The following is a 21813-nucleotide window of genomic DNA, read 5'->3' on the forward strand; positions in this document are numbered from 1 at the left end:
TTGGTTTGTTTATCTCGAGAGACGAGACGCTTACGGATGCCAAGGCCGCAGCTGCATGGTCGGCACATGCGAGAAGAATCGGCGGTATGACTGAAGCCGCACATGATGATTATCAGTTGCCCGAAGAATTCGAACACTGTTCGAAACTTGACCCTGTACGCGATGCGCCTAGCGCGTTGGACCGTGTCAAGCAAGTCGTACGCATTTTGCACGAACCAGGCGGATGCCCTTGGGACGGCGAGCAGACCAATACAAGCCTGCTTAAACCACTGTTGGAAGAAACCTACGAATACATCGACGCTGTGGAAACGAACGATCGCGACAACATGCGTGAAGAACTCGGCGACATGCTGCTGCAATCCGTTTTCCAAGCGCAAGTGTGCGCCGTGGATACGCAGGATCCGTTCAACATCGACGAAGTGTGCAACCGTCTCGTAGATAAGCTCATCACCCGCCATCCGCATGTCTTTCAAACGGACGATGCTGCCGACGATTCCGTACCGGCACCGGAAAATGCGCAAGATACGCTGAAACTGTGGGAAGCGATGAAGCAGAAAGAGAAGCATCGTAAGTCTGTGCTCGAAGGCATCTCCCATGCGCAAGGCGCATTGCCGCGTGCTACAAAAATCGTATCGAGAGTACACAAATCGCAGTATCGTAATCAGCTCGAAACCGCATTCAATCCAAGCGCAGAACAGACAGACGAACAGCATGATGTCCGTCATCCTTATGCAGACGAAATCATCGCCATCATCCGCAAAGCGCAATGTGATGGCGTAGACGTGGAATCCGACCTGCGTTGCCGCCTGCGCGGCATAGAATCCGAAATCGAACACATCGAAAGGACCATGAACCATGAGTGACATCAAAGCACTCGACCCAGCACTGCTCAAACAGTATTCCGCGGGCTTCAACGCCGACCGTGCCAATCTGGTGGCCGCCAATGCGGCAGTATCATCCGGAGTACTTGCCGCAGCTACTGACTACAAGGGCGAACGTGTGCTGCAGAATGATTTCTCCATTGAACTGAAGCAGGGGAGTATCACCAATCAGCGTAGCTCGGGGCGTTGTTGGATGTTTGCGGCGCTTAATACGTTGCGTTATGAGTTGATGCATCGTTGGAATTTGGAGGATTTCGAGTTTTCGGAAACCTACCTGTTTTTCTGGGATGCGATGGAGAAGTCGAACACGTATTTGGAGAATGTGCTTGCCACGTTGGATGAGCCGTTGGATAGTCGTGTGTTCGAGGCGATTAATTATGGTCCGGCCGATGATGGTGGTTGGTGGCAAATGTTTGCCAATTTGGTGAACAAGTATGGTTTGGTGCCGAAGAGTGCTTATCCGGAGTCAGCTAATTCGAGGAATTCGGATGCGTTCAAGCAGTATTTAAATACGAAGCTACGTGAGTTTGCGTCCGATTTGCGTGACCGTCATACAGCTGGAACGTCGTTGGATGAGTTGCGTGCGTTGAAGAATGAGGATATGGCCACGGTGTATCGCATGTGTGCGATCGCGTTGGGGGAGCCTCCGGAGCGTTTTGATTTTCTTGCGCGTATGAGCGATGACAAAGATGATGGCAAGAAGAAAACCGCGGGGGAGGGTTCGTCTGAAAAGGCTGCGAAGACCGGCAAGGATGAGCGTCCGCAGATTCGTGAATTCGGTATCACTCCGATGGAGTTTTATAAGAAGTATGTGCCGGTGGATGTGAACGATTTGGTTACGTTGTGCAATGTGCCGATGGAGAGTCGTCCGTTTGGCAAGCGGTATCGTATTCGTTTTTCGGCCAATGTGGCCGAGGCGGGTGATATGGAGTTTGTGAACGTGTCTCTTGACGTGTTCAAGAAGGCTGCTGTGGACCAGATCAGTGGTGGTCATCCGATTTGGTTCGCTTGTGATTGCATGCAGTTTTCGTTGCGTGGCGATGGCTATTTTGATTGCGATACTGTGCGCGTTGACCAGCTTTTCGGTACGGAATTCACGTTCGACAAGGCCACGGGATTGGAGTATGGCGATTGCCCAAGCAATCATGCCATGACGTTGACTGGCGTGAATTTGGATGCTGACGGGCGTCCAAACCGTTGGAAGGTGGAGAACAGTTGGGGCAAGGATAATGGTCAGGATGGCTATTATGTGGCGTCCGATGCTTGGTTCGACCGTTATGTTACCGAACTGATCATTCGCAAGGAGTATCTCGATGAGGCTACGCGCGAAGTATTGGCCACTCAGCCGGTTGAGCTTGAGCCTTGGGAGCCGCTCACCAAGCGAAGCCGGTGAAGGCTTGCGCATATCGCGCATGATTCGGTTTGATTGCAATAAGGAATGAGATAAACAGTGTAGGGCGTCGATTGACAGATTCGGCGCCCTCCACTTATTGCAGTATTTAGTTATTATTTAATTGCTATTCGGCAGTACCAAGGCATGCTTCGAAGGAACGGCGGGTGAGGCGTCCACGGTTGACGACGCCCACGATCTTGCCTTGTTCAACCACCGGCACTTTCTTGTACTGTTGATAGCCGAGCATCTGGCAGACTTGCGCGATATTGGCATCCGATTGCACGGTGACGGCCGGCTTTGTGGCAATAACCATGACGTTCATATCAAGCAGTTCTGCGTGAGACAGTTCCGGGAATTCGCCGCGGGCCATGCCAGTGACCAGCGTGGAAATGTCAGAAACCGGCGCGTTGTCTTGTGCGAAGCGGCGCAGTACGTCGCTATCGGAGATGAAGCCGACCACGTGGCGTTCGTCATCGACGATAGGCATGCCGCTGATGTTCTTTTCCAACATCATGCGCACTGCGTCACGTACCGTGGCATCCGAGGCTACCGTGTAAACGTCATGCTGCATCACATCGGCAACGGTCTTGACATCCAAAGCGGGAACATGCTGTTGCGCAGACTTGTTCCATCCGGCAGCATCGCCGATGGCGTGAACTATCTTGCCGGACAATGGCGCGACGATCAGCATCTGAATCGGCAACGCGATGGTGAAATTGTAGGGGAACATGCGCCAGAATCCCGTGAACGCGCCGAATGTGAAACCGAATGCCATGATGGCGCCGAATACGGTCATGAACACGGTCATCAGCACCACCATGAGGAATTTGACCGTGATGCCTTTCCATACCGCACGGTCGGTTGCCGCGCAGAATGTATTCATAATCGCGCGGGAGCTTGGCGTGCAGATGCACAAATCGCAAATCATGCCGACCACGTAGGCCAACGGCCAGTTGAACAATGCGTAGCTCCACGCCGCCGCACCGACGTCACCGATACGTACGCCGTAATTGAGTGCCGCCATCACATAAATCATGATCGCGGACATGATGAAACTGAAGAGAATGCCTTCCTTGCCGTTACGTGGCACGGAACTTCCTTTCGCTATGCGTTCGATGTGTTGCTGCATCGGCCCCTCTGGTCTGTTCCGCACGTCATGTTCCAACAGGAGCGCGGAAGGCTAGGGGCGCATAACGAAATCCGAAAAGGTTCGGGCGATCGCAATGGCGACTTCCTGGCAAACGAATCGACTCAAGCCCTCAATGGGCATGCAAGATGCGATTCATGAGTCGGGGCCGCTTGCAAATCACAGATTGTTCGCAGACCCCAAGACAAATACGGAAATACCGAACGTGCTCGAAACGCATGTGGAAAGAAAAAGCCGGACGTTTTCGCGTCCGGCATAAATACAATCCGAATAAAACTCGAATTACTCGGCTTACTCTTCGGCGACCAATTCCAGATAGGAATCATTCCACAGGTCTTCATCGCCGTCAGGCATGAGCAGCACACGTTCAGGGTTCAATGCCTGCACCGCACCCTCATCGTGGGTGACGAGCACAATAGCACCTTCATACTTGGCGATGGCCTTGAGGATCTCATCGCGTGAAGCCGGATCAAGATTGTTGGTCGGTTCGTCAAGCAGCAGCACGTTCGCACGGCTCGTCACCAATGTCGCCAACGCTAAGCGGGTCTTTTCGCCACCGGAAAGCACACGGGCCGGCTTCAACGCATCATCGCCCGAAAACAGGAACGAGCCAAGAATCGAACGCGCCTGCGTATCATTCAGTTCCGGAGCCACGTGAATGAGATTTTCGAGCACCGTGGCGTTCAGATCAAGCGTGTCATGTTCTTGTGCAAAATAGCCGATTTTACAGCCGTGACCGTAGTCCACGGAACCGGTGTCCGGCTCTTCCAAATGCGCGAGCAGACGCAGGGTGGTGGTCTTACCAGCACCGTTGTATCCCAAAATCACCACACGCGAACCCTTGTCAATAGCCAGATTCACGCCGGCGAATACAATGTTCGAACCATACGCTTTCGACACATCCTTCGCCATGATCGGCGTGCGACCGCACGGAGCCGGCTCCGGGAACCGGATATCCGCCACTTTCTCCTGCTTTTGTGCCTCGGACGTGTTCTCGAGAAGTTTCTCCGCACGACGCATCATGTTCTGCGCGGCCACGGCCTTGGTCGCCTTCGCATGCAGGCGGATACCCTGCTGCATGAGGCGTTCCGCCTTCTTCTCGGCCACTTCACGTTCGCGACGGCGACGTTCCTCATCAACCACGCGCTGATGCAGGTAGGCTTTCCAACCGAGGGAATACATGTCGATCTGTCCGAGCTGCGCATCCAGATGCCATACCTTGTTCACCACTTCGTCCAACAGTTCGGTGGAGTGGGAGATGACCAGGAATCCACCCTCGTATTTCTTCAGGTATCCGCGTAACCATTCGATGGAGTCGGCGTCCAAATGGTTGGTCGGTTCGTCGAGGATCAGTGTGTCCGCATCAGAGAACAGGATGCGGGCCAATTCGATACGACGACGCTGGCCGCCGGAAAGAGTACCCAACTGCTGGCCCATGACCTCCTGCGGCAGGCCAAGGCTTGCCGCCATTGCGGTCGCTTCGGACTGAGCCGCATAGCCGCCGGCCTTTTCGAAATCCTGCATAGCCTTGTCGTAACGGTTCATCGCTCGGGTCATGACGTCCGGATCCGGATCGGTCATCTCCTTTTCAGCCTTGCGGATACGACTGATGATTGATGCGATGTCTCGCGCGCTCATCATGCGGTCGAGCGCGGTCTGTTCCGGATCGGCAGCATGCGTGTCCTGCGGCAGATAGCCGAGCTTGCCCGATACACGCACTTTGCCGGCGGTGGGCAGCATGTCGCCGGTGATCACGCGGGTGAGCGTGGTCTTGCCGGCGCCGTTACGTCCGACCAGACCGATCTTGTCGCCCTTGGCGACGTGGAAATTCGTGGGATGCAGCAACGTGCGCGCGCCGATCTGAATCTCAAGCTCCTGCGCTTCAATTGCCATGCCTCAACACCTCTGCACTTTCGTTACTGTCGTTCCAAACTGGCTGTGCCGCACATAACGGCCCGCCCATCATTTCATAAGGCCAAACGCCAATCGAACATCATACCGAACGCCTGTAACCACGTGAATCCCACCGCGTGGTACGCAATCGCAAATGGAATAGATTGCGCGGAAGTGTAACAATCAGATTATTCTGGTGAGCAGGCAAATTCGGAAGGGAGCAAACATGAAGAAAGCTTTGATCATTGTGGATGTGCAGCCGACATTTTGCGAAGGCGGCGAACTGGGTGTAGCCGGTGGCAATGCCGTCGCGGAACGTATCGCGGATTACGTGAATGCGCATCGCGGCGAGTACGAATACATCGCAACCACGCAGGATTGGCATATCGAGCCCGGCTCACACTGGTCGGAGCAACCCGACTATGTGGATACGTGGCCCGTGCACGGCAAGGCCGGCTCTCCCGGCGCCGAACTTCATCCAGCGATCGCCGCGCTGCATGTAGAGCATCATTTCAAGAAGGGACAGTATTCGCCGTCATATTCGGGGTTCGAAGGATACGAGGATAATACGGATTCGATTCCTTCCCGCGAACAGGTCGCCTCTGACATGGCTACAGGGCGTACGCTTGCCGTTGCATTGGAATCCGCGGGTATCGAATGCGTCGACGTGGTTGGCTTGGCCGAATCGCACTGTGTCAAGGAAACCGCGCTGGACGCCCGTAAGCTTGGACTTGAAGTGCATGTCATCGAAAACCTGACCGAACCGGTCAGTGAAGAACTCGGCATCGCAGCCCGCCAGCAAATGCTCTCCGCCGGCATCATCCTCGACTAGTTTCTTGAGGAATGGGACAACGAATGGAGAAGGGATTGTTCAGCAGGCGTGTTTATGAGGTGGTGCGGCGCATTCCGAAGGGTAAAGTCGCCACCTATGGGCAGGTTGCGGCTTTGGCCGGAGCGCCACGCAACGCGCGTTTTGTCGGCTATGCCCTGCATTCGAATCCTGAGCCGGGTGTGATTCCATGTCATCGTGTGGTGTTCCGAGACGGCTCGTTGGCGCCCGGATTCGCGTTCGGCGGTCCGGAAAGACAGCGGCTTCTGCTCGAAGAGGAAGGCGTTGTCTTCATCTCTCCGAAAGGTATGCCCGAACTAAGCGAGTCAGGCAAGATGAAAGACTCGAACGCCGGAGCTTCCGGACTGCGAGTCGATCTCGCCCGTTGTCAGTGGGACGCCTAGTCGCTTTCAATCCGTGTCAACCGCTTACGCCCCCAACGACATTTGCTTTATCCGCCGTGGTTGGATAATGGGTGCCTGCCATAAGGCGAAGAAAGCAACGGGGACGCAAAGGTGGAACGACAAGGCATGTGGCAACAGGACGCACCAGGGGCGATATCGGTCGGAATGCCGGTTGTATCGTTGGCACCGGCTCCGCGAACCATGGCATAACATCGGCTTAAGTCGTTGGAAAATAGCGCGACACGCCGCGATTTGCGGAGTTGGCATGCTTCATGTATATTTTCTACTCGTTGCCCACCACGGTGGAAACAACTTGCGGACATAGCTTAGTTGGTAAAGCGCAACCTTGCCAAGGTTGAGACCGCGGGTTCGAGTCCCGTTGTCCGCTCCATTTGAAAGCTTCCGGAAGGAAGCTTTTTTCATATCCGACCGCAAATCCGGGCATCATCCTCAATTCATCCCGACCGAAATCCGAACTGGAATCCTCCTCTGTTGAGAAAACGTTTGACCACAATGTGAACGTTCTCTTGAAAAGAGATAATCCATGCGAGAGGCTAGGAGAAGTTCCGCCAAAACAGGCAACGATGCCGGGGGAGAGCGGAACGGACGGAGGTAAAACAAATGAACGAGAACAGCGACATTATTTTCGTGCCGGACGATTCCGCCAGCCACGAGTGGACGGAACGGGACAGCGAACTCGTAGAGGAGTATGCGGCCCAGCTTATGAGCATGAGCATCTAGCCGGAAATTAGATGGGGCCGGGTTCCCTCTTCCATGACAGGAAAAGACGTCGCTTTCGTACTGTAACTGCGGCGTCTTTTCCTTGTTTTCGTTTAGAATGGAGACTTGCTGCCAAGGCATCGAACACATGGAAGGGCGTATTGTTGGCTGAGATCAGACGGGAGATGGAACGGCTTCGACCCGTATACGAAACCGGTGTCCTACGGTTGCTGCTGCGTAACAATTCCATGCTGTACGTCGCGTTGTTGCGTTCCACGTTCGACCCGCTGACGGGGGAGCTGCCGCGCGAAATCGTCGAAGAACGGTTCGCACGCAGTCTCAACCGGCTCATCGAAACCGACGATTACACGCTGAAAGACGGGCAGACTGCGCGCGAGGCCGCGCATTCGGTCCTGCTTGACCTCGCTCGCGAAAGGGAAGGCGACTACGCCTGGCTCGCCAATTCCATGGACGTGGCCTCGCACCGCTACCTGTACCGTCTCACAGCGCGAGCGCACCGTGCCATCGAAGCGCTCGACCGGCTTGAGGACACCACGAAAGCGCTGTCCGGCGCGCAGGCCAACAGCATCATCATGGAAATCGAGCATGCTCGCATGCAGTTGACCGCCGATCCGCGCGAACGCATCCGCCTGCTGAAGAGGGACATCGAGGAACGGCAGAAGGAAATCGACGAGCTGGAACATAGCGAGGCCTTGGAAAAGCTCACGTCCGAACAGGTCGGCGACATCATCGGCGTGATTCACAACACTCTGCGAGGAGTGCCCATCGACCTGCGCGAGCTCGCCCTTTCCGAACGGGACAACGGCGACGCGCTCCGACGGCGCATGCAGGCCGGCGCCATGAGCGTGGAAAGCATCCTCACCGCATACCATGACGAATACCGACGTGCGTTCCGCGAATCCGACAGCGGACGTCGTTTCGAAGACGCGTTCCAAGTCATCGTCACCGACGAAGGCCGGCGCGAGATCGACGACGCGGTGCGGGACATCGCCAGAAACCCCTATTTGGATGGCGAGCCGAGCGTGCTGCTCAACCAGGTGCGTTCCGAACTCAAACGCATCTATGAAGGCATCGAGGACGTGCGCCGGCAGATCCGCACGTCCGACGAGGCGGTCAGCCGTCTCGTACGCCAGCAGACCGACACGAGCTACCGGACCATGCTCGCCAAACTCAACCAGCTGTTCGCAAAGACCAGCGCCGAAGCCAAAGCCCATCCCAATGACCAAAGCCGGCCCTACCATACGGACGCCGGGCAGGCGAAATTCCCGACATTGCCATCTCGTCCGGCCAGATCAATGGCGCGCGCCGCATCATCCAGCCTGAACGACGCCCCAGCGGCGACCATCGAAGCGCCGGACCTCAAGAACATGGTCGAAATATGCGGGCCACGGCTGACGCGCATGATCAGGCTTATCCGCAGCAATCCGGTGACGACATCGGACGGCATGTTCGTGGACCTCGCGGCAAGCTTCAACCAGCTGCCGAAAGCCGAACGGAGGGAAAGCGAACTGGTCGGCTTCCTCAGCGCCCTGCGCACGCAGGACGACTCGTCATACGTGACATGGCGCTGCATATCGATCGACGGCAGCGAACGCGTATGGCGCACCAAACCCATTCTCACCACCGAAACGACGCTCGACGACATCATCGAGGAGAGATAAGCATGACGGACTATATCGAAGCCAACATCGAGGAAACGATCCTGACAGAAGGGGAGCCGGTATTGGAAGAGGCCGGCAGCCAGCAGGCCTCGACCGCGCTGTTCAACGGCGACACCGGCGACATGCCCGTCGAAGCGCGCATGGCCGCGATCGCGCTCAAACGCGAACGCTACATCGACGGCAGCCTGTATGACCTCGCCTGCGAGAACCGTGAGGTCGTGGAACGTTCGCTCAACAACGACATGCTCAGACTGGTCGACAACACGAAATACCGCATCATGTACGCGTCGCCGGTCACCGACTCGGAGACATGCATCCGTTCGTTGAAAACACGTATGAGCCTCACCCGCGAGGAGGCCGCCACGCTTGCCGCGCTACGCATCAAAGCGTTGGAATACGAAAACCAGAACGCCGAACCATGCGACTGGCTTATCAGCTTCGACGACATCCGCGCATTGCTCGCCACCGGCGCGGGATTCCTCACCGCCAGCAACGACGAGGAAGGCACTGCGAAGAAAATCACGTCCATCATCTCACGCATGCGCACCTACGGGTATCTCGCGCCGATCGAAGACGACGACATGTACGTCCTCACGCCACTGGTGCCCATGGTGCTCGACCGCGGCCTCGCCGACCAGTGGCTCGGATCCGAAACCGCGGACGAGAACGCATCCGCCGACGGCCGCACCAACGCCGGCCCGGACGACAGGCCCATGGAAGACATAGAACAAGACGCATTCGATTTCAACACCGACGACAACCGTTTCGACGAGGAGGAACACTGATGGCAGACGGCATGAAGATCGTTTCCGACAAGTGGATGCTACAAAGCCGACAAATCGTCAACTGGGGCTCATACGGCGGCTGGCACGAATTCCGCCCATCCATGGACGAAACCATGCCGGTGACCCTGCTCGCCGGCGCCAGCGAATCAGGCAAATCCACACTCGTCGACGCGCAAATCTCACTCCTCTACCCATCCGGAACCCCCTACAACAAGGCGTCGAACTCCGGACGTTCGGAACGCAACGACTACACCTACCTGCGTGGCATGATCGGCGTAAGCGATAGCGAAAACGGCGAAACGCCGATCTTCCTGCGCGGCAAAGACGCCGACGACACCCCACAGAACATCTGGGGCGCAATCGTCGACACCTACGTGAACAAAACCGACGGAGGACTGCTCTCCTGCGGCAAATTCCTCTACCTGAACGCCGGAGACGGACAAGACGGACTACGCCGCCGCTACATCACCTGGAACCGAACCATCGACCCACGACTCATGGACCAGTACCGCAACACACCATTCACCCGGTCCATGTTCGAAAAAACCTATCCGGAATGCACCACGCACACCAACGCCGCGGCATTCCACGCCTCCATCTGGCAGGACATGGGCCTAAGCGCCGACGCCTGCCGCCTCCTGCACAAAATACAATCGGCGGACGCCCCTCAAAACTCGACGACATCTTCAAGCAAGGCGTGCTCGACATACCCGAATCCATCCGCCTCGCCCACGAAACCGTCGACGACTACAACCGGTTCAACGAAAACTTCCACAGCATGGAAGACAAAATGGCCCGCGTCGCCATCCTGCAAAACATCCAGACACGCTACGGCGAATACGCAAAGCAAACCAGCGAACGACGCGAATACGAACCCATCAACCCCGACAGCGAACATGGCAACGCAACACTGTCCGCATGGGCGCGCTCGCGCATGGCCAGCGAAGTGCGCGCTGGTCTGCCGGCCGCGCAGCGCAAGGTCAAGGAGTCGCAGGAGGCCATCGATCGGGCGATGCAGCGCGTCGGCGAGCTCAACACGCGAATCGACGCCGTCAAGGAACGTATCCAAGGCATCGACGGCGGCAGTCTGCAGCAGCTCGGCAAGGATCTTCAACGCGTGCGCCAGGACATCGACGAGGCGAGCAGGCAACGTCATGCCATAGCCGAACGATTCGAACAGGTCGAAGGCAGGCTTCCCGACAGCGAGCAGACATGGGACGCCAAACGCGCCATGCTCGCCGAAACGCTCGACACATACGAGGAACGGTTGAAGGACGCGAACGCCAGATTCCAGCAGCTGGTAGGGGAGCGTCACGACCGCCAGCGCGACCGTGACAGCCTACGACGGGACTATCAGCGCAAACTCACGCACAGGACGCGCATCAGCGATGACATGGACGACGCGCGCACGCTTATCATGCGGGCGACCGGATTGGACGCGTCCGAACTGCCGTATGTGGCCGAACTGATGGACGTGAACGAACAGGACGAACAGTGGCGTCTGGCAATGAACGTCACCTACGCGCCCATCGCGCAGACCATCCTCGTCGACAAACGCCACGAGCAAGGATTCGCGGCGAAAATCAGCGCCATCGACCCGAAACTCATGACACGACGCACGTGGCGGTTCATCGACACCGGCATGCAATACGAATCCTCCGCCAGCGAAGGCTGGATGTCGTCGAAACTGCAATACCGGGAGGACTCTCCGTTCGCCGGATGGCTGAAAAACCAGACGACGTCGCCACGGTTCGACGCGCGTTGCGTGCACGCCATCGACGACATGAACCATGACGAACGACAAGTGCAGGCCGACGGACAAATCAAATCCGGCGACCGTGGATTCCACGGCAGCAAAGGACTACACCAGGTCATCGGCTTCATGAACGAACAATACCTGGCCGAACTGAAAAACCAACTCGACAAGGCGGAGCAGGCGTTGCAGAACGCCGACCGTCGAAGCGAACAAATGTCCAACACCATCAGCCTGCTGCAAGACGAGCACGAGCTCGCACGAATCGTAGCCGACATGCCATGGAGCAAAATCGACGTGAACGGACTACGGGAACAGGAAACGCGAATCCGCAGGCAGATCGAACGCATCGAAAACGACCCGGAACTCGGCCAACTGCAAACCGAACTGAAACAGCTCAACCAACAGGCCACCGCCGAAAACAGAAACCAGTACCAAGCCGAAGACGACCTCGACAAGGCCCAACACGCCGTCCAAGCCGAACAAGCATGGCTCGACGCCTACGGCAACGACGACTTCGACGACGCCACACTATCCAGCATGGTATCGAACCTACTCGCCGACGCATACGAGAACTGCTTCGGCGCATCCGTACGCGCGCAAGACCGGCCAAAACTCATCGCAGGCCTCTTCGACCATGAAAGCGAAACACCATTCCACACGCGCGCGCTACGCAACATCGCACGCATCGCACGCACACGAATCCAAGAAATCGACGCCAGATCCAACCAACTGCGCGCCGACACGGAACGCATCATGGACGACTACCTCAACAACCACTCCACAGATGACAACACCGTCATGGCAAGCGTGGAAGACTACCGATACTTCCTCGACGAACTCAACGAACTCAACATGCTCGTCACCCGCGCCGCAACCGACGAAGAATACGCCAACAGCGTCAAAAAACTCTACATGAGCTTCCAACAGCTCAACCGCGCGCTACGCACCGACGAAGAAAACATCAAAGAACAGCTCAACCGCATCAACAGCATGCTCAAAGGACAACAATTCGGCCCACAAGGCGGCAGACTATCACTCGACGTGACCTTCAGCCCAATCGACCGACAATTCGAAACAACCCTCAGCCGCATCCTGTCAAAACTGGAAGACTGGACGCGCAACGCAAGCGACAATCCCACGGAAACACGCAAAGCATTCAACAACTGCGAAACATTCGTGAACAGACTGCACAACGAACTCGACAAAATACACGACACCAACGGCATCAAAGCATACGGCGCACGCAACCTCGACCCACGCGTACGCAGCTCATTCTACGCAATCGTGCACCACGACAACGCCCCCGACGAACGCATCAGCTCCACCGGCGGAAAATCCGGCGGAGCCCTCCAAGAACTCACCTCATTCGTCTACGGCGCAGCCCTCATCTACCTACTCGGCGGAGACCTCACCGCACGCCCCACCTACACCACGCTCTTCCTCGACGAAGCACTCATCAAAGCCGACGGCCGCTACACCAAACGCGCGCTCGCCGTACTACCCCGACTCGGCTTCCAAATCATCGTCTCCGCCCCGGAAAGCAAAACCGCGGAAATCCTCAACGTCGCCAACAGAGCATACGTCGCATACAAAGACCCATCCACCGGCAACTCATACCTACAGGAACTCGACAGCGAAACCATCACACAGGACGAAACACAGCCCACCACCGCACCCGCGAAACCAACAACGGAGGCATAACCCATGGCAACGGCCAGAAGCACCACCAACAGCGACATCCACAGCCAACTCAACGGATACGTCACCGACTATCTCACCAAGCACATGTATGACGCCAACACCTCCTGGCCATTGCGCAAAACCATCCGACTACCCAAACAAGCCGAACTCGAAGCCCACTACACGCACATCCGTGCCCAAGACGAAGCCATCCGCAACTGGGCACAACAACACCACTGCGAAACCAGCGAAAAAACTAAAATCATCTCCAATGGAATCGTCCGACAAACCAGCCAACTCATCGACTCGGTAACCATACCCGACCTCAACACGGCCCTCAACATCACCACACCACAAACACGCAAACTCTACCAACGCGAACACCAACGCGCACACACCATCACCAACCAATTCAACCTCGACTCCAACACCTCCATAAACATCGCCAAAATCCTCAAAAACCATGACGACACCGGTCATACAAGCCGCACACTACTTCGCCAACCACAACACCGAAAACATGACCCCACGCATGGTCCCCATCCCCGGATTCAGTGCAAAATGGCTAGGCAAAACAACATCAAACCGCTGCAAAGCAATCTGCAAACTCCTCAAACGAGAACAACTAGCCCTCAACGACCGCCACGGAGAAATCCGACTCCGACTCCTCGACACACAACACCACAACCAACCAGACCTCATCGTGACACAACCATGGATAAACGGCGCGCCACACGACATCACCCACATCATCATCGTGGAAAACAAAGACACCTACCAAGCCATACCCACAACAGAACACGCCATCTGCATATTCGGCAGCGGACACGCGGCAACCCGAATCAAAACACTACTACCTTGGATCACAACCACACCCCACATCATCTACTGGGGAGACATAGACGCAGACGGTCTCGAGATACTCTCCGAACTACGACAAACCGGCATCGCCTGCGACTCCATACTCATGGATAGCACAGCATACAAAACATACGAACCATACGGCACCAAACTCAACACAAAAAAACAACCCCTCAAAACACGCGACCCCAAACCAACACCAGGACTCACACAACACGAAAGAAACTTATACGAACAACTCTGCACCGGGAAAAATACAACCTACCTACGAATCGAACAAGAACGCATCCCCATCAACGACGCAATGACAATACTCCACAACCAACACCAATGGAACACAACACACCACAAATAGAACAGCTGTTCGAAATCACGATAAAAATGAGGTATCCTAAATAACTAGAACCAAGAACACCCACCAGCGGAGGCAGGCCGTGGCAACCAAACACACCAACGCAACAAGCGGCGAAATCATAGTCGAACGCATACTCACCAGCGACGCATTCCTCACAAAAGAAATCAAAAAAGCCCCCTCAAAACAGAAAACGGATCACTCACAGCCGACCTCGAACACCTACCCAACGACCTCAAAATCGTCATCCAAGGCGCTCGTGAGCATAACCTGAAGAACGTGGATCTTGAGTTTCCACGCAATCGCATGGTGGTGTTCACAGGGTTGTCGGGCTCCGGCAAATCCTCGCTCGCGTTCGACACGCTGTTCGCCGAAGGCCAGCGCAGGTATGTGGAATCGCTGTCGGCGTACGCGAGACAGTTCCTGGGACAGATGGACAAGCCGGACGTCGATTTCATCGAAGGCTTGAGCCCGGCCGTGTCGATCGATCAGAAGACCACGAATCGTAACCCGCGTTCGACGGTCGGCACGATTACGGAGATTTACGATTACCTGCGACTGTTGTTCGCACGTACGGGCGTTCCGCATTGCCCGGAATGCGGCGCATTGGTAAGTGCGCAGACGCCACAGCAAATGGTGGATGCGCTGCTGCAGTATCCGGAACGTACACGATTCCAGATTCTTGCACCGGTCGTCCGTGGGCGTAAAGGAGAGTTCGAGGACTTACTCGAACTATTACGCGGTGATGGCTATGCGCGAGCGTTGATCGATGGCGAAATGAAGCAGCTGTCTGACGACATCAAACTCACCAAGCAGAAGAAGCACACCATCGAAGTGGTGGTAGACCGACTGGTGGTCAAGGACGGTGTTCGTCAGCGTTTGACCGATTCCATTGAAACCGCGTTGAGGCTCGCCAAGGGTATCGTTGTAGCCGATTTCGTGGATTTGGATGAGAAGGATCCCGACCGCCGCAAACCATTTTCCGAGAAACGAGCATGTCCGAACGGTCATCAGCTTGAGCTTGACGAGATTGAGCCTCGTACATTCTCATTCAATGCGCCGTACGGCGCCTGCCCCGTGTGCACCGGCATCGGATACAAGCTGGAGATTGATCCGGAACTGGTGATTCCCGATCCTAGCAAAACCCTGAATGAGAATGCCATCGAACCGTGGGGCATGACCAAAGGCACTGGCGAATATTACCGTCATGTGCTTGAGGGACTCGGCGATGAGATGGGATTCGATCTTGACACTCCTTGGAAGGATCTTCCGGAGGAGGCTCGTCAGGCCATCATGTATGGGCGTGATTTCAAGGTTCAAGTCTCATATCGTAATCGTTGGGGTCGTATGCGCGAATACTCCACCGGTTTTGAAGGTGTAGTGCGCACACTGATGCGCAGACATGACGAGACCGATTCTGACCAGATGAAACAGTACTACGAATCGTACATGCGCGAAGTGCCATGCCAGGCATGCCAAGGGCGTAGACTTCGCCCCGAGGTATTGGCGGTGACCGTTGACGGCGAGTCCATCGCCGACGTGTGTGACATGTCTGCCGAGAAAAGCCTCGCATGGGTGAATGGCTTGCAGCTTGAAGGGTCGGCCGCCCAGATTGCAGGCGAAGTGCTGAAGGAGATTCGTGCCCGTCTTGGATTCCTCAACGACGTCGGGCTCAATTACCTGACGTTGTCCCGCGCGGCCAAGACCTTGTCTGGCGGCGAGGCACAGCGTATCCGTTTGGCGACTCAGATCGGTTCCGGACTGGTGGGCGTGATGTATGTGCTTGACGAACCGTCCATTGGTCTGCATCAGCGAGACAACGAACGCTTGATCACCACGTTGCATCACCTACGCGATCTCGGCAATACGCTGATTGTTGTGGAACATGATGAGGACACCATCAAGAACGCCGACTGGGTCATCGACATCGGACCGGGAGCTGGCGAGCATGGTGGCGAGGTCATCTATTCTGGTCCCGCAAAAAAGCTCATTGACGCTCCACGCTCGGTTACAGGAGACTATATCGCCGGTCGCCGAAAGATCGAAACGCCACAGTCCCGACGCAAAGTACGCAAAACTAAACAACTGCGCGTGGTCGGAGCCCGTGAAAACAATCTGAAGGATCTGACGGTTAATTTCCCACTGGGAGTCTTCACCTGCGTGACGGGCGTTTCCGGTTCCGGCAAGTCCACTTTGATCAATCAGATTCTGTATCCAGTGCTTGCCGACAAACTTAACGGCGCACGCATCGTTCCCGGCAAGCATACCCGGGTGGAAAGCGTGGGCCAGTGCGACAAAGTGATCCACGTCGATCAGAACCCGATTGGACGTACCCCTCGTTCCAATCCGGCCACCTATACCGGAGTATGGGACAAGATCCGCACGTTGTTTGCTAAAACTCCTGAAGCTCAGGTACGCGGATATGGTCCAGGGCGTTTTTCGTTCAATGTCAAAGGCGGACGGTGTGAAGCATGCCGCGGCGACGGCACACTGAAGATCGAAATGAACTTCCTGCCGGACGTGTACGTGGACTGCGAGGAATGCCATGGCAAACGTTACAATCGCGAAACGCTGGAAGTGAAATACAACGGCAAATCCGTTGCCGATGTGCTTGACATGCCAATCGAAGAGGCTGCCCAGTTCTTCAAGGCCTATCCTTCCATTTCTCGCTATCTCGACACGCTCGTTCAGGTGGGCCTGGGATATATCCGACTCGGACAGCCAGCTCCAACGCTTTCCGGAGGCGAATCGCAGCGAGTGAAACTTGCCACGGAATTGCAACGAAGGTCTACGGGTAAAACCGTATATATTCTTGATGAACCTACCACAGGCTTACATTTTGAAGATGTGCGCAAACTACTGCTTGTCCTGCAGGGATTGGTAGACAAAGGCAATACCGTCATCGTTATTGAACACAATCTCGATGTGGTCAAATCGGCTGACTGGCTTATTGATCTTGGCCCAGAGGGCGGAGATGGAGGCGGCACTATCGTTACTGAAGGCACGCCGGAACAGGTGGCGCAGTGCGAGCGGTCCTGGACCGGCAAATTCCTTAAGGACATGCTGTGAGCACACCCATTGAACGTCACAGTCCGGAAGTCTGGCGCAAAACCGTCGAGCAGATGAGCGTTGACAGCAGTGATGCCGTAGGGAGTGCCCTTTCTGGCGGAAATGCTCCTTCCTGCGGAGGAGTGAACAAGAATGGCGCGCCTCTGCTGGGAGATTCGCGTGACCTGTTTCGTCCGAAAACATCTGATATTCCGGCACAGCCGGGCGTCTATAAGTGGCGAGACGGTGAAGGCAGGGTCATTTATGTGGGCAAGGCCAAAAACCTGCGCAACCGTTTGACCAACTACTTCCAGCCGTTGTATCAGCTGCATCCACGCACCCAGACCATGGTGCTTACGGCACGCAGCTTGGAATGGACGGTCGTAGGTACCGAACTTGAGTCATTGACGTTGGAATACACGTGGATCAAAGAGTTTGATCCACGATTCAACGTCGTGTTCCGAGACGACAAAACCTACCCGTATTTGGCGATCTCATCCGCAGAGCATGTGCCGCGGGTGTGGGTGACCAGAAGTCGCAAACGTCGAGATACCAGATATTTCGGTCCCTATGCCAAGGTGTGGGATTTGCGGCATAGTCTTGATCGGCTGCTGAAAACCTTCCCTGTGCGCACATGTTCGCAAAACGTCTATCACAAGGCGGAAGTTACCCGGCGCCCATGCCTGTTGGCTTCGATCGGCAAATGTTCAGCACCTTGCGTCGGGCGCATCAGTGCAGCGGAACACCGGAAAATGTGCGAACAGCTCGTCGGCGTGCTGACCGGTCGCATCGGCAAATCGTATATCGCGCAGCTCACTCGCGAAATGAAAGAAGCAAGTGCTGAACTTGAGTTTGAAAAGGCAGCACGATTGCGTGATCAAATCCAAATGCTGTCCACGGTGGTCGAGCAGAATGCCGTAGTGTTCGATTCCGATGTCGATGCCGACTTTTTCGGCGTCGAATCGGATGAGCTGGAAGCATCCGTGCATGCATTTTACGTACGTGCCGGTTCCATTCGCGGGGAACGCAATTGGAGCGTGGAACGGGTTGAAGATGTGACAGACGAGGAGCTGATCGCAGACCTCATCGTGCAAGTGTATTCGGAAACCGCGGGGGATACGTCCAATGTCTCCCAGTCAACCGTCGTCACCGAACAACGTAATGCCATCGGATCAACGCAAACCGTGACTGCGACCGATGCGTTGGCGCGCGCACAGGCAACGCGAGAACGCAATGAACGTCAGGGGCAGACTGGTCGTGCGGATTTGCTCGCTCCTATCTCTCCGGTGCCGCGTGAGGTGATCGTTCCCATCGAGCCAGTCCGGCGTGAGGAGTTGGAATCGTGGCTCAGCGGACTGCGTGGCGGTGCTGTGAACATTCGCACGGCCAGCAGGGGAGGCAAAAAGCAACTCCTGGACCGTGCCAACGACAATGCCAGGCAGGCGATGCAGCGCAGCAAAATGAGCCGTATCAGTGATATGGGCGCCCGCACTACGGCCATGAATGATGTCGCCAAGGCGCTTGGGCTTGAACAGGCACCGTTACGCATCGAATGCTATGACATTTCCAATACCGTTGGTGGTGCGTTCCAGGTCGCTTCCATGGTGGTGTTCGAGGATGCGATCGCCAAGAAGTCGGAATATCGTCGTTTCGCCATTCGCGGCGCGGACGGGCAAGGCGCGCTTGACGATTTGAGCGCATTGTATGAGACGCTGACGCGTCGATTCCGGCATGGCAATATCGCAGGCGATTCCGGCGAAAGCATGGACAACGAGCGGCGGGCATCCGAACAGGGCGAGGAGCCGTCGGTGCAGCAGAACGTCGACCGCCACCATTTCGCCTATAAGCCGAATCTCGTGGTGGTCGACGGTGGCAAACCGCAGGTCATGGCGGCAGCGAAAGCACTTGAGGATTGCGGCGTGGACGATGTGGCTGTCTGTGGATTGGCGAAACGTTTGGAAGAGGTATGGGTTCCGGACGACGATTATCCGATCATTCTCAAACGTCAGTCCGAAGGCATGTATTTGCTGCAACGTGTTCGTGACGAGTCGCATCGTTTCGCCATTACCTACCATCGCCAGACACGAAGGAAAGGTGCGTTGCGTTCCGCATTGGACGATATTCCCGGCGTTGGAGAGGCGTATCAGAAGCGTCTGCTGAACCATTTTGGTTCGGTTCGTGCCATGCGGGAGGCGAATGTCGAGGATTTCGAGCAGGTCAAAGGCGTTGGGAAAGCCAAAGCCGAAGCCATTTATCAGGCGTTGCACGCCCATGACGGGCAGCGACCGACGGAAGATGCAGTTTCGCCGAATAGTCCGAAGGATGGAATGGATTAGGATTGAGTAGCGAAAAAAGACAATCGGATTGCTAGCATGATGACGGTGGGTATTAAGGGAGGGAATATGGCTGAAGTCAATCATCGGTGCGCGGTTTTGGGCAAGCCGATCGCGCATTCGTTGTCTCCGGTGCTGCACAATGCCGCTTATCAGGCGTTAGGACTTGATGATTGGGCGTACGACAAGCATGAGGTAGGAGAACCCGATCTTGAAGGTTTTCTCGAATCGCTTGACCCGACTTGGGCTGGCCTCAGTCTGACCATGCCATTGAAGAAAACAATCCAACCGTACGGTACGCCCTGCAATATGTGGGCGAAGGAGCTTATGATAGCCAACACCGCGGTGTTCGATTGGAACGAGACCTGCGTCAACGGTAATCCGGATCTTCCCGCCATCAAGCTGTATAACACGGATGTGCAAGGCATCGAGCTCGCTTTCGAACACTCGTATCAGACACGCAGGATGGAGCCGAAGACGGACCGCTCGGGAACGACTGTGATCATCGGCAACGGCAACACGGCGACGTCAGCGTTGGCCGCGTGCGTGGAATCCCCTGCAATCGGACACGTCATCGTCGTAGCTCGCCATCCCGAAAAGAACACCGCTCTCAAACCTCTTGCCGAACAATATTTGCCGTCGGATCGACCGATAACCATTGTCGGTATGGATCATGCTATTGAGGCGTTACGCCATGCAGATATGGCGATAAACACCATCCCTGGCCTGGCTGCGGACAGTATCGCCGAAGCTTTGGAAACGTCAAATGTGAACATGGGCGGAACATTGCTTGACGTCGTGTACGATCCACGTCCTACCAAACTGATGCAGGCTTGGCGCCAAAGGGAAGGAACCGCCATCGGCGGCGAGGAAATGCTGTTGTACCAGGCCATGGTGCAGGTTTGGCTGATGACGGGAATCTGGAATAATGATCCGCCGAGTGGCATGATTGATCAGGACCGCACCGCGCGGTTGGAACAAGCCATGCGCACCGCACTTGAGGAGGCTCTGTAATGGCACAAGAAGATATCAATGCACAGGCGAATGGCACGCATGCCAGCGCTCCTTCGCCTGCCGAAGGTTTTGAAGTATTGCTGATCACCGGCATGAGCGGTGCAGGGCGATCACACGCGGCTAACAGTATTGAAGATATGGGCTGGTATGTGGTCGATAACATGCCTCCCAAACTGTTGGTGCCGCTGGTCGACATGATGACCACCGGATCCAACATCCATAAGCTTGCGGCAGTCGTAGATGTGCGTTCCCGCGATTATTTCGACGACCTGTCCGCAGTGCTCAGCCATTTGGATGATCTTGGTGTGAAAACACGCATCCTGTTCCTTGATGCCAGCAACGAAGTGCTGATCAAACGATACGAATCCGTACGCAGGCCGCATCCGCTGCAACAGGGCAACCGGCTGATCGACGGCATTCTCGAGGAACGTGACCTTCTTGAGAATCTCAAGGAGCGTGCGGACATCGTCATTGACACGTCGTCATTGAGCATCCACCAGCTGTCCACGAAACTATATGAGGCCATGCTTGGATCTGGGCCGACCACGGTTTCCGTGCACATCTTCAGTTTCGGGTTCAAATATGGTATTCCCATCGACGCCGATTTTGTCGCCGACGTGAGATTTCTGCCGAACCCATTCTGGGTGCCGGAGTTGCGTTCGCTCACTGGACGAGACAAGGCAGTCAGCGATTACGTGCTTTCCAGTGAAGGTGCCGCCGATTTCCTTGACGCATACGAAAAAGCGATTGCGATTGCGATCGAAGGGTATGCGCAGGAAGATAAACATTATGTGACGATTGCAATCGGCTGCACCGGAGGACAGCATCGTTCCGTTGCGATGAGCGAGGCCTTGGCCAAACGCTTGCGCGCGAGGGGGCTATCGGTTTCCGTTTCCGCACGTGAGCTTGATAAGCGGTAAGCGGAAAAATGACCGTATTCTGAAAAAATAGTGTCCATATATAAAGAAATCGGGCTGTGATTGTCCAAGATATTCGGTATCACAGTAAGCCGTGGTAGTGCGGAGTGATTCCGCG

12 protein-coding genes, 1 tRNA gene and 3 pseudogenes are annotated in these 21813 nt (G+C 55.7%); 14 read left to right on the forward strand and 2 right to left on the reverse strand.

The annotated features are described in order from the left end of the window. The first annotated feature begins 86 nt into the window (after nt 1-86). Nucleotides 87-863 (forward strand): MazG nucleotide pyrophosphohydrolase domain-containing protein, encoded by a 777-nt coding sequence (locus tag AH68_RS05400; RefSeq protein ID WP_144245761.1) that lies wholly within the window; start codon nt 87-89, stop codon nt 861-863. Further along, a complete protein-coding gene (locus AH68_RS05405) occupies nt 856-2274 on the forward strand; it encodes a C1 family peptidase (RefSeq protein WP_039198345.1) in 1419 nt (472 codons plus the stop codon). The genes AH68_RS05400 and AH68_RS05405 overlap by 8 nt, the downstream gene beginning before the upstream one ends. Before the next feature lie 124 nt (nt 2275-2398). Here AH68_RS05405 and AH68_RS10305 read toward each other — a convergent pair whose 3' ends face one another. Beyond that, a complete protein-coding gene (locus tag AH68_RS10305; protein ID WP_081995885.1) occupies nt 2399-3403 on the reverse strand; it encodes a CBS domain-containing protein in 1005 nt (334 codons plus the stop codon). Nucleotides 3404-3712: 309 nt separating this feature from the next. Next, nucleotides 3713-5314 carry an ABC-F family ATP-binding cassette domain-containing protein gene (locus AH68_RS05415; RefSeq protein WP_004222045.1) on the reverse strand — a complete coding sequence of 534 codons (1602 nt, stop codon included), beginning with the start codon at nt 5312-5314 and terminating at the stop codon, nt 3713-3715. 226 nt (nt 5315-5540) lie between these two features. Here AH68_RS05415 and AH68_RS05420 point away from each other — a divergent pair, with 226 nt between their 5' ends. The 12 genes and pseudogenes from AH68_RS05420 to rapZ all read left to right on the forward strand — a co-directional run bounded on the left by AH68_RS05420 (nt 5541) and on the right by rapZ (nt 21698). After that, nucleotides 5541-6146: an isochorismatase family protein gene (locus AH68_RS05420; protein ID WP_039198347.1), complete on the forward strand. Its 606-nt coding sequence runs from the start codon at nt 5541-5543 to the stop codon at nt 6144-6146. 23 nt (nt 6147-6169) lie between these two features. After that, nucleotides 6170-6547 carry an MGMT family protein gene (locus AH68_RS05425; protein WP_004222051.1) on the forward strand — a complete coding sequence of 126 codons (378 nt, stop codon included), beginning with the start codon at nt 6170-6172 and terminating at the stop codon, nt 6545-6547. A gap of 315 nt (nt 6548-6862) precedes the next feature. Continuing rightward, nucleotides 6863-6938, forward strand: a tRNA-Gly gene (locus AH68_RS05430). 514 nt (nt 6939-7452) lie between these two features. Further along, the gene (locus AH68_RS05440; protein ID WP_052189166.1) at nt 7453-8949 is read left to right on the forward strand and encodes a DUF3375 domain-containing protein; all 1497 of its coding nucleotides are present in this window, start codon (nt 7453-7455) and stop codon (nt 8947-8949) included. 2 nt (nt 8950-8951) lie between these two features. Continuing rightward, nucleotides 8952-9734 carry a DUF4194 domain-containing protein gene (locus tag AH68_RS05445; RefSeq protein WP_039198350.1) on the forward strand — a complete coding sequence of 261 codons (783 nt, stop codon included), beginning with the start codon at nt 8952-8954 and terminating at the stop codon, nt 9732-9734. After that, a pseudogene (locus AH68_RS05450) lies at nt 9734-13191 on the forward strand (ATP-binding protein). Before AH68_RS05445 ends, AH68_RS05450 begins: the two are co-directional and overlap by 1 nt. Nucleotides 13192-13275: 84 nt before the next feature. Beyond that, nucleotides 13276-13512 (forward strand): annotated as a pseudogene (locus tag AH68_RS10995) (DUF3322 domain-containing protein); the annotation flags it as partial. A gap of 121 nt (nt 13513-13633) precedes the next feature. Next, entirely contained in the window at nt 13634-14386 is a 753-nt protein-coding gene (locus AH68_RS05455; protein ID WP_236682354.1) for a DUF2220 domain-containing protein, read from the forward strand. Between the two features lie 79 nt (nt 14387-14465). Beyond that, nucleotides 14466-17452: pseudogene (uvrA, locus tag AH68_RS05460) on the forward strand (excinuclease ABC subunit UvrA). Then, complete coding sequence (gene uvrC, locus AH68_RS05465) at nt 17449-19767, forward strand: excinuclease ABC subunit UvrC (protein WP_039198351.1); 2319 nt, start codon at nt 17449-17451, stop codon at nt 19765-19767. The pseudogene uvrA and the gene uvrC overlap by 4 nt, the downstream one beginning before the upstream one ends. A gap of 66 nt (nt 19768-19833) precedes the next feature. Then, a complete protein-coding gene (locus tag AH68_RS05470) occupies nt 19834-20778 on the forward strand; it encodes a shikimate dehydrogenase family protein (protein WP_039198352.1) in 945 nt (314 codons plus the stop codon). Beyond that, nucleotides 20778-21698, forward strand: coding sequence for an RNase adapter RapZ (gene rapZ / locus AH68_RS05475; RefSeq protein WP_033501847.1), 921 nt, complete (start codon nt 20778-20780; stop codon nt 21696-21698). Before AH68_RS05470 ends, rapZ begins: the two co-directional genes overlap by 1 nt. Nucleotides 21699-21813: the final 115 nt, after the last annotated feature.

Source organism: Bifidobacterium catenulatum PV20-2, assembly GCF_000800455.1.
Classification (GTDB): domain Bacteria; phylum Actinomycetota; class Actinomycetes; order Actinomycetales; family Bifidobacteriaceae; genus Bifidobacterium; species Bifidobacterium kashiwanohense_A.

Bases quoted from the DNA above. Each gene is read 5' to 3' on its own strand.
- AH68_RS05400 (WP_144245761.1), top strand. From the start codon at position 87: ATGACTGAAGCCGCACATGATGATTATCAGTTGCCCGAAGAATTCGAA.
- AH68_RS05425 (WP_004222051.1), top strand. From the start codon at position 6,170: ATGGAGAAGGGATTGTTCAGCAGGCGTGTTTATGAGGTGGTGCGGCGC.
- AH68_RS05470 (WP_039198352.1), top strand. From the start codon at position 19,834: ATGGCTGAAGTCAATCATCGGTGCGCGGTTTTGGGCAAGCCGATCGCG.
- AH68_RS10305 (WP_081995885.1), bottom strand. From the start codon at position 3,403: ATGCAGCAACACATCGAACGCATAGCGAAAGGAAGTTCCGTGCCACGT.
- AH68_RS05455 (WP_236682354.1), top strand. From the start codon at position 13,634: ATGACGACACCGGTCATACAAGCCGCACACTACTTCGCCAACCACAAC.
- AH68_RS05405 (WP_039198345.1), top strand. From the start codon at position 856: ATGAGTGACATCAAAGCACTCGACCCAGCACTGCTCAAACAGTATTCC.
- AH68_RS05445 (WP_039198350.1), top strand. From the start codon at position 8,952: ATGACGGACTATATCGAAGCCAACATCGAGGAAACGATCCTGACAGAA.
- AH68_RS05415 (WP_004222045.1), bottom strand. From the start codon at position 5,314: ATGGCAATTGAAGCGCAGGAGCTTGAGATTCAGATCGGCGCGCGCACG.
- rapZ (WP_033501847.1), top strand. From the start codon at position 20,778: ATGGCACAAGAAGATATCAATGCACAGGCGAATGGCACGCATGCCAGC.
- AH68_RS05420 (WP_039198347.1), top strand. From the start codon at position 5,541: ATGAAGAAAGCTTTGATCATTGTGGATGTGCAGCCGACATTTTGCGAA.
- AH68_RS05440 (WP_052189166.1), top strand. From the start codon at position 7,453: ATGGAACGGCTTCGACCCGTATACGAAACCGGTGTCCTACGGTTGCTG.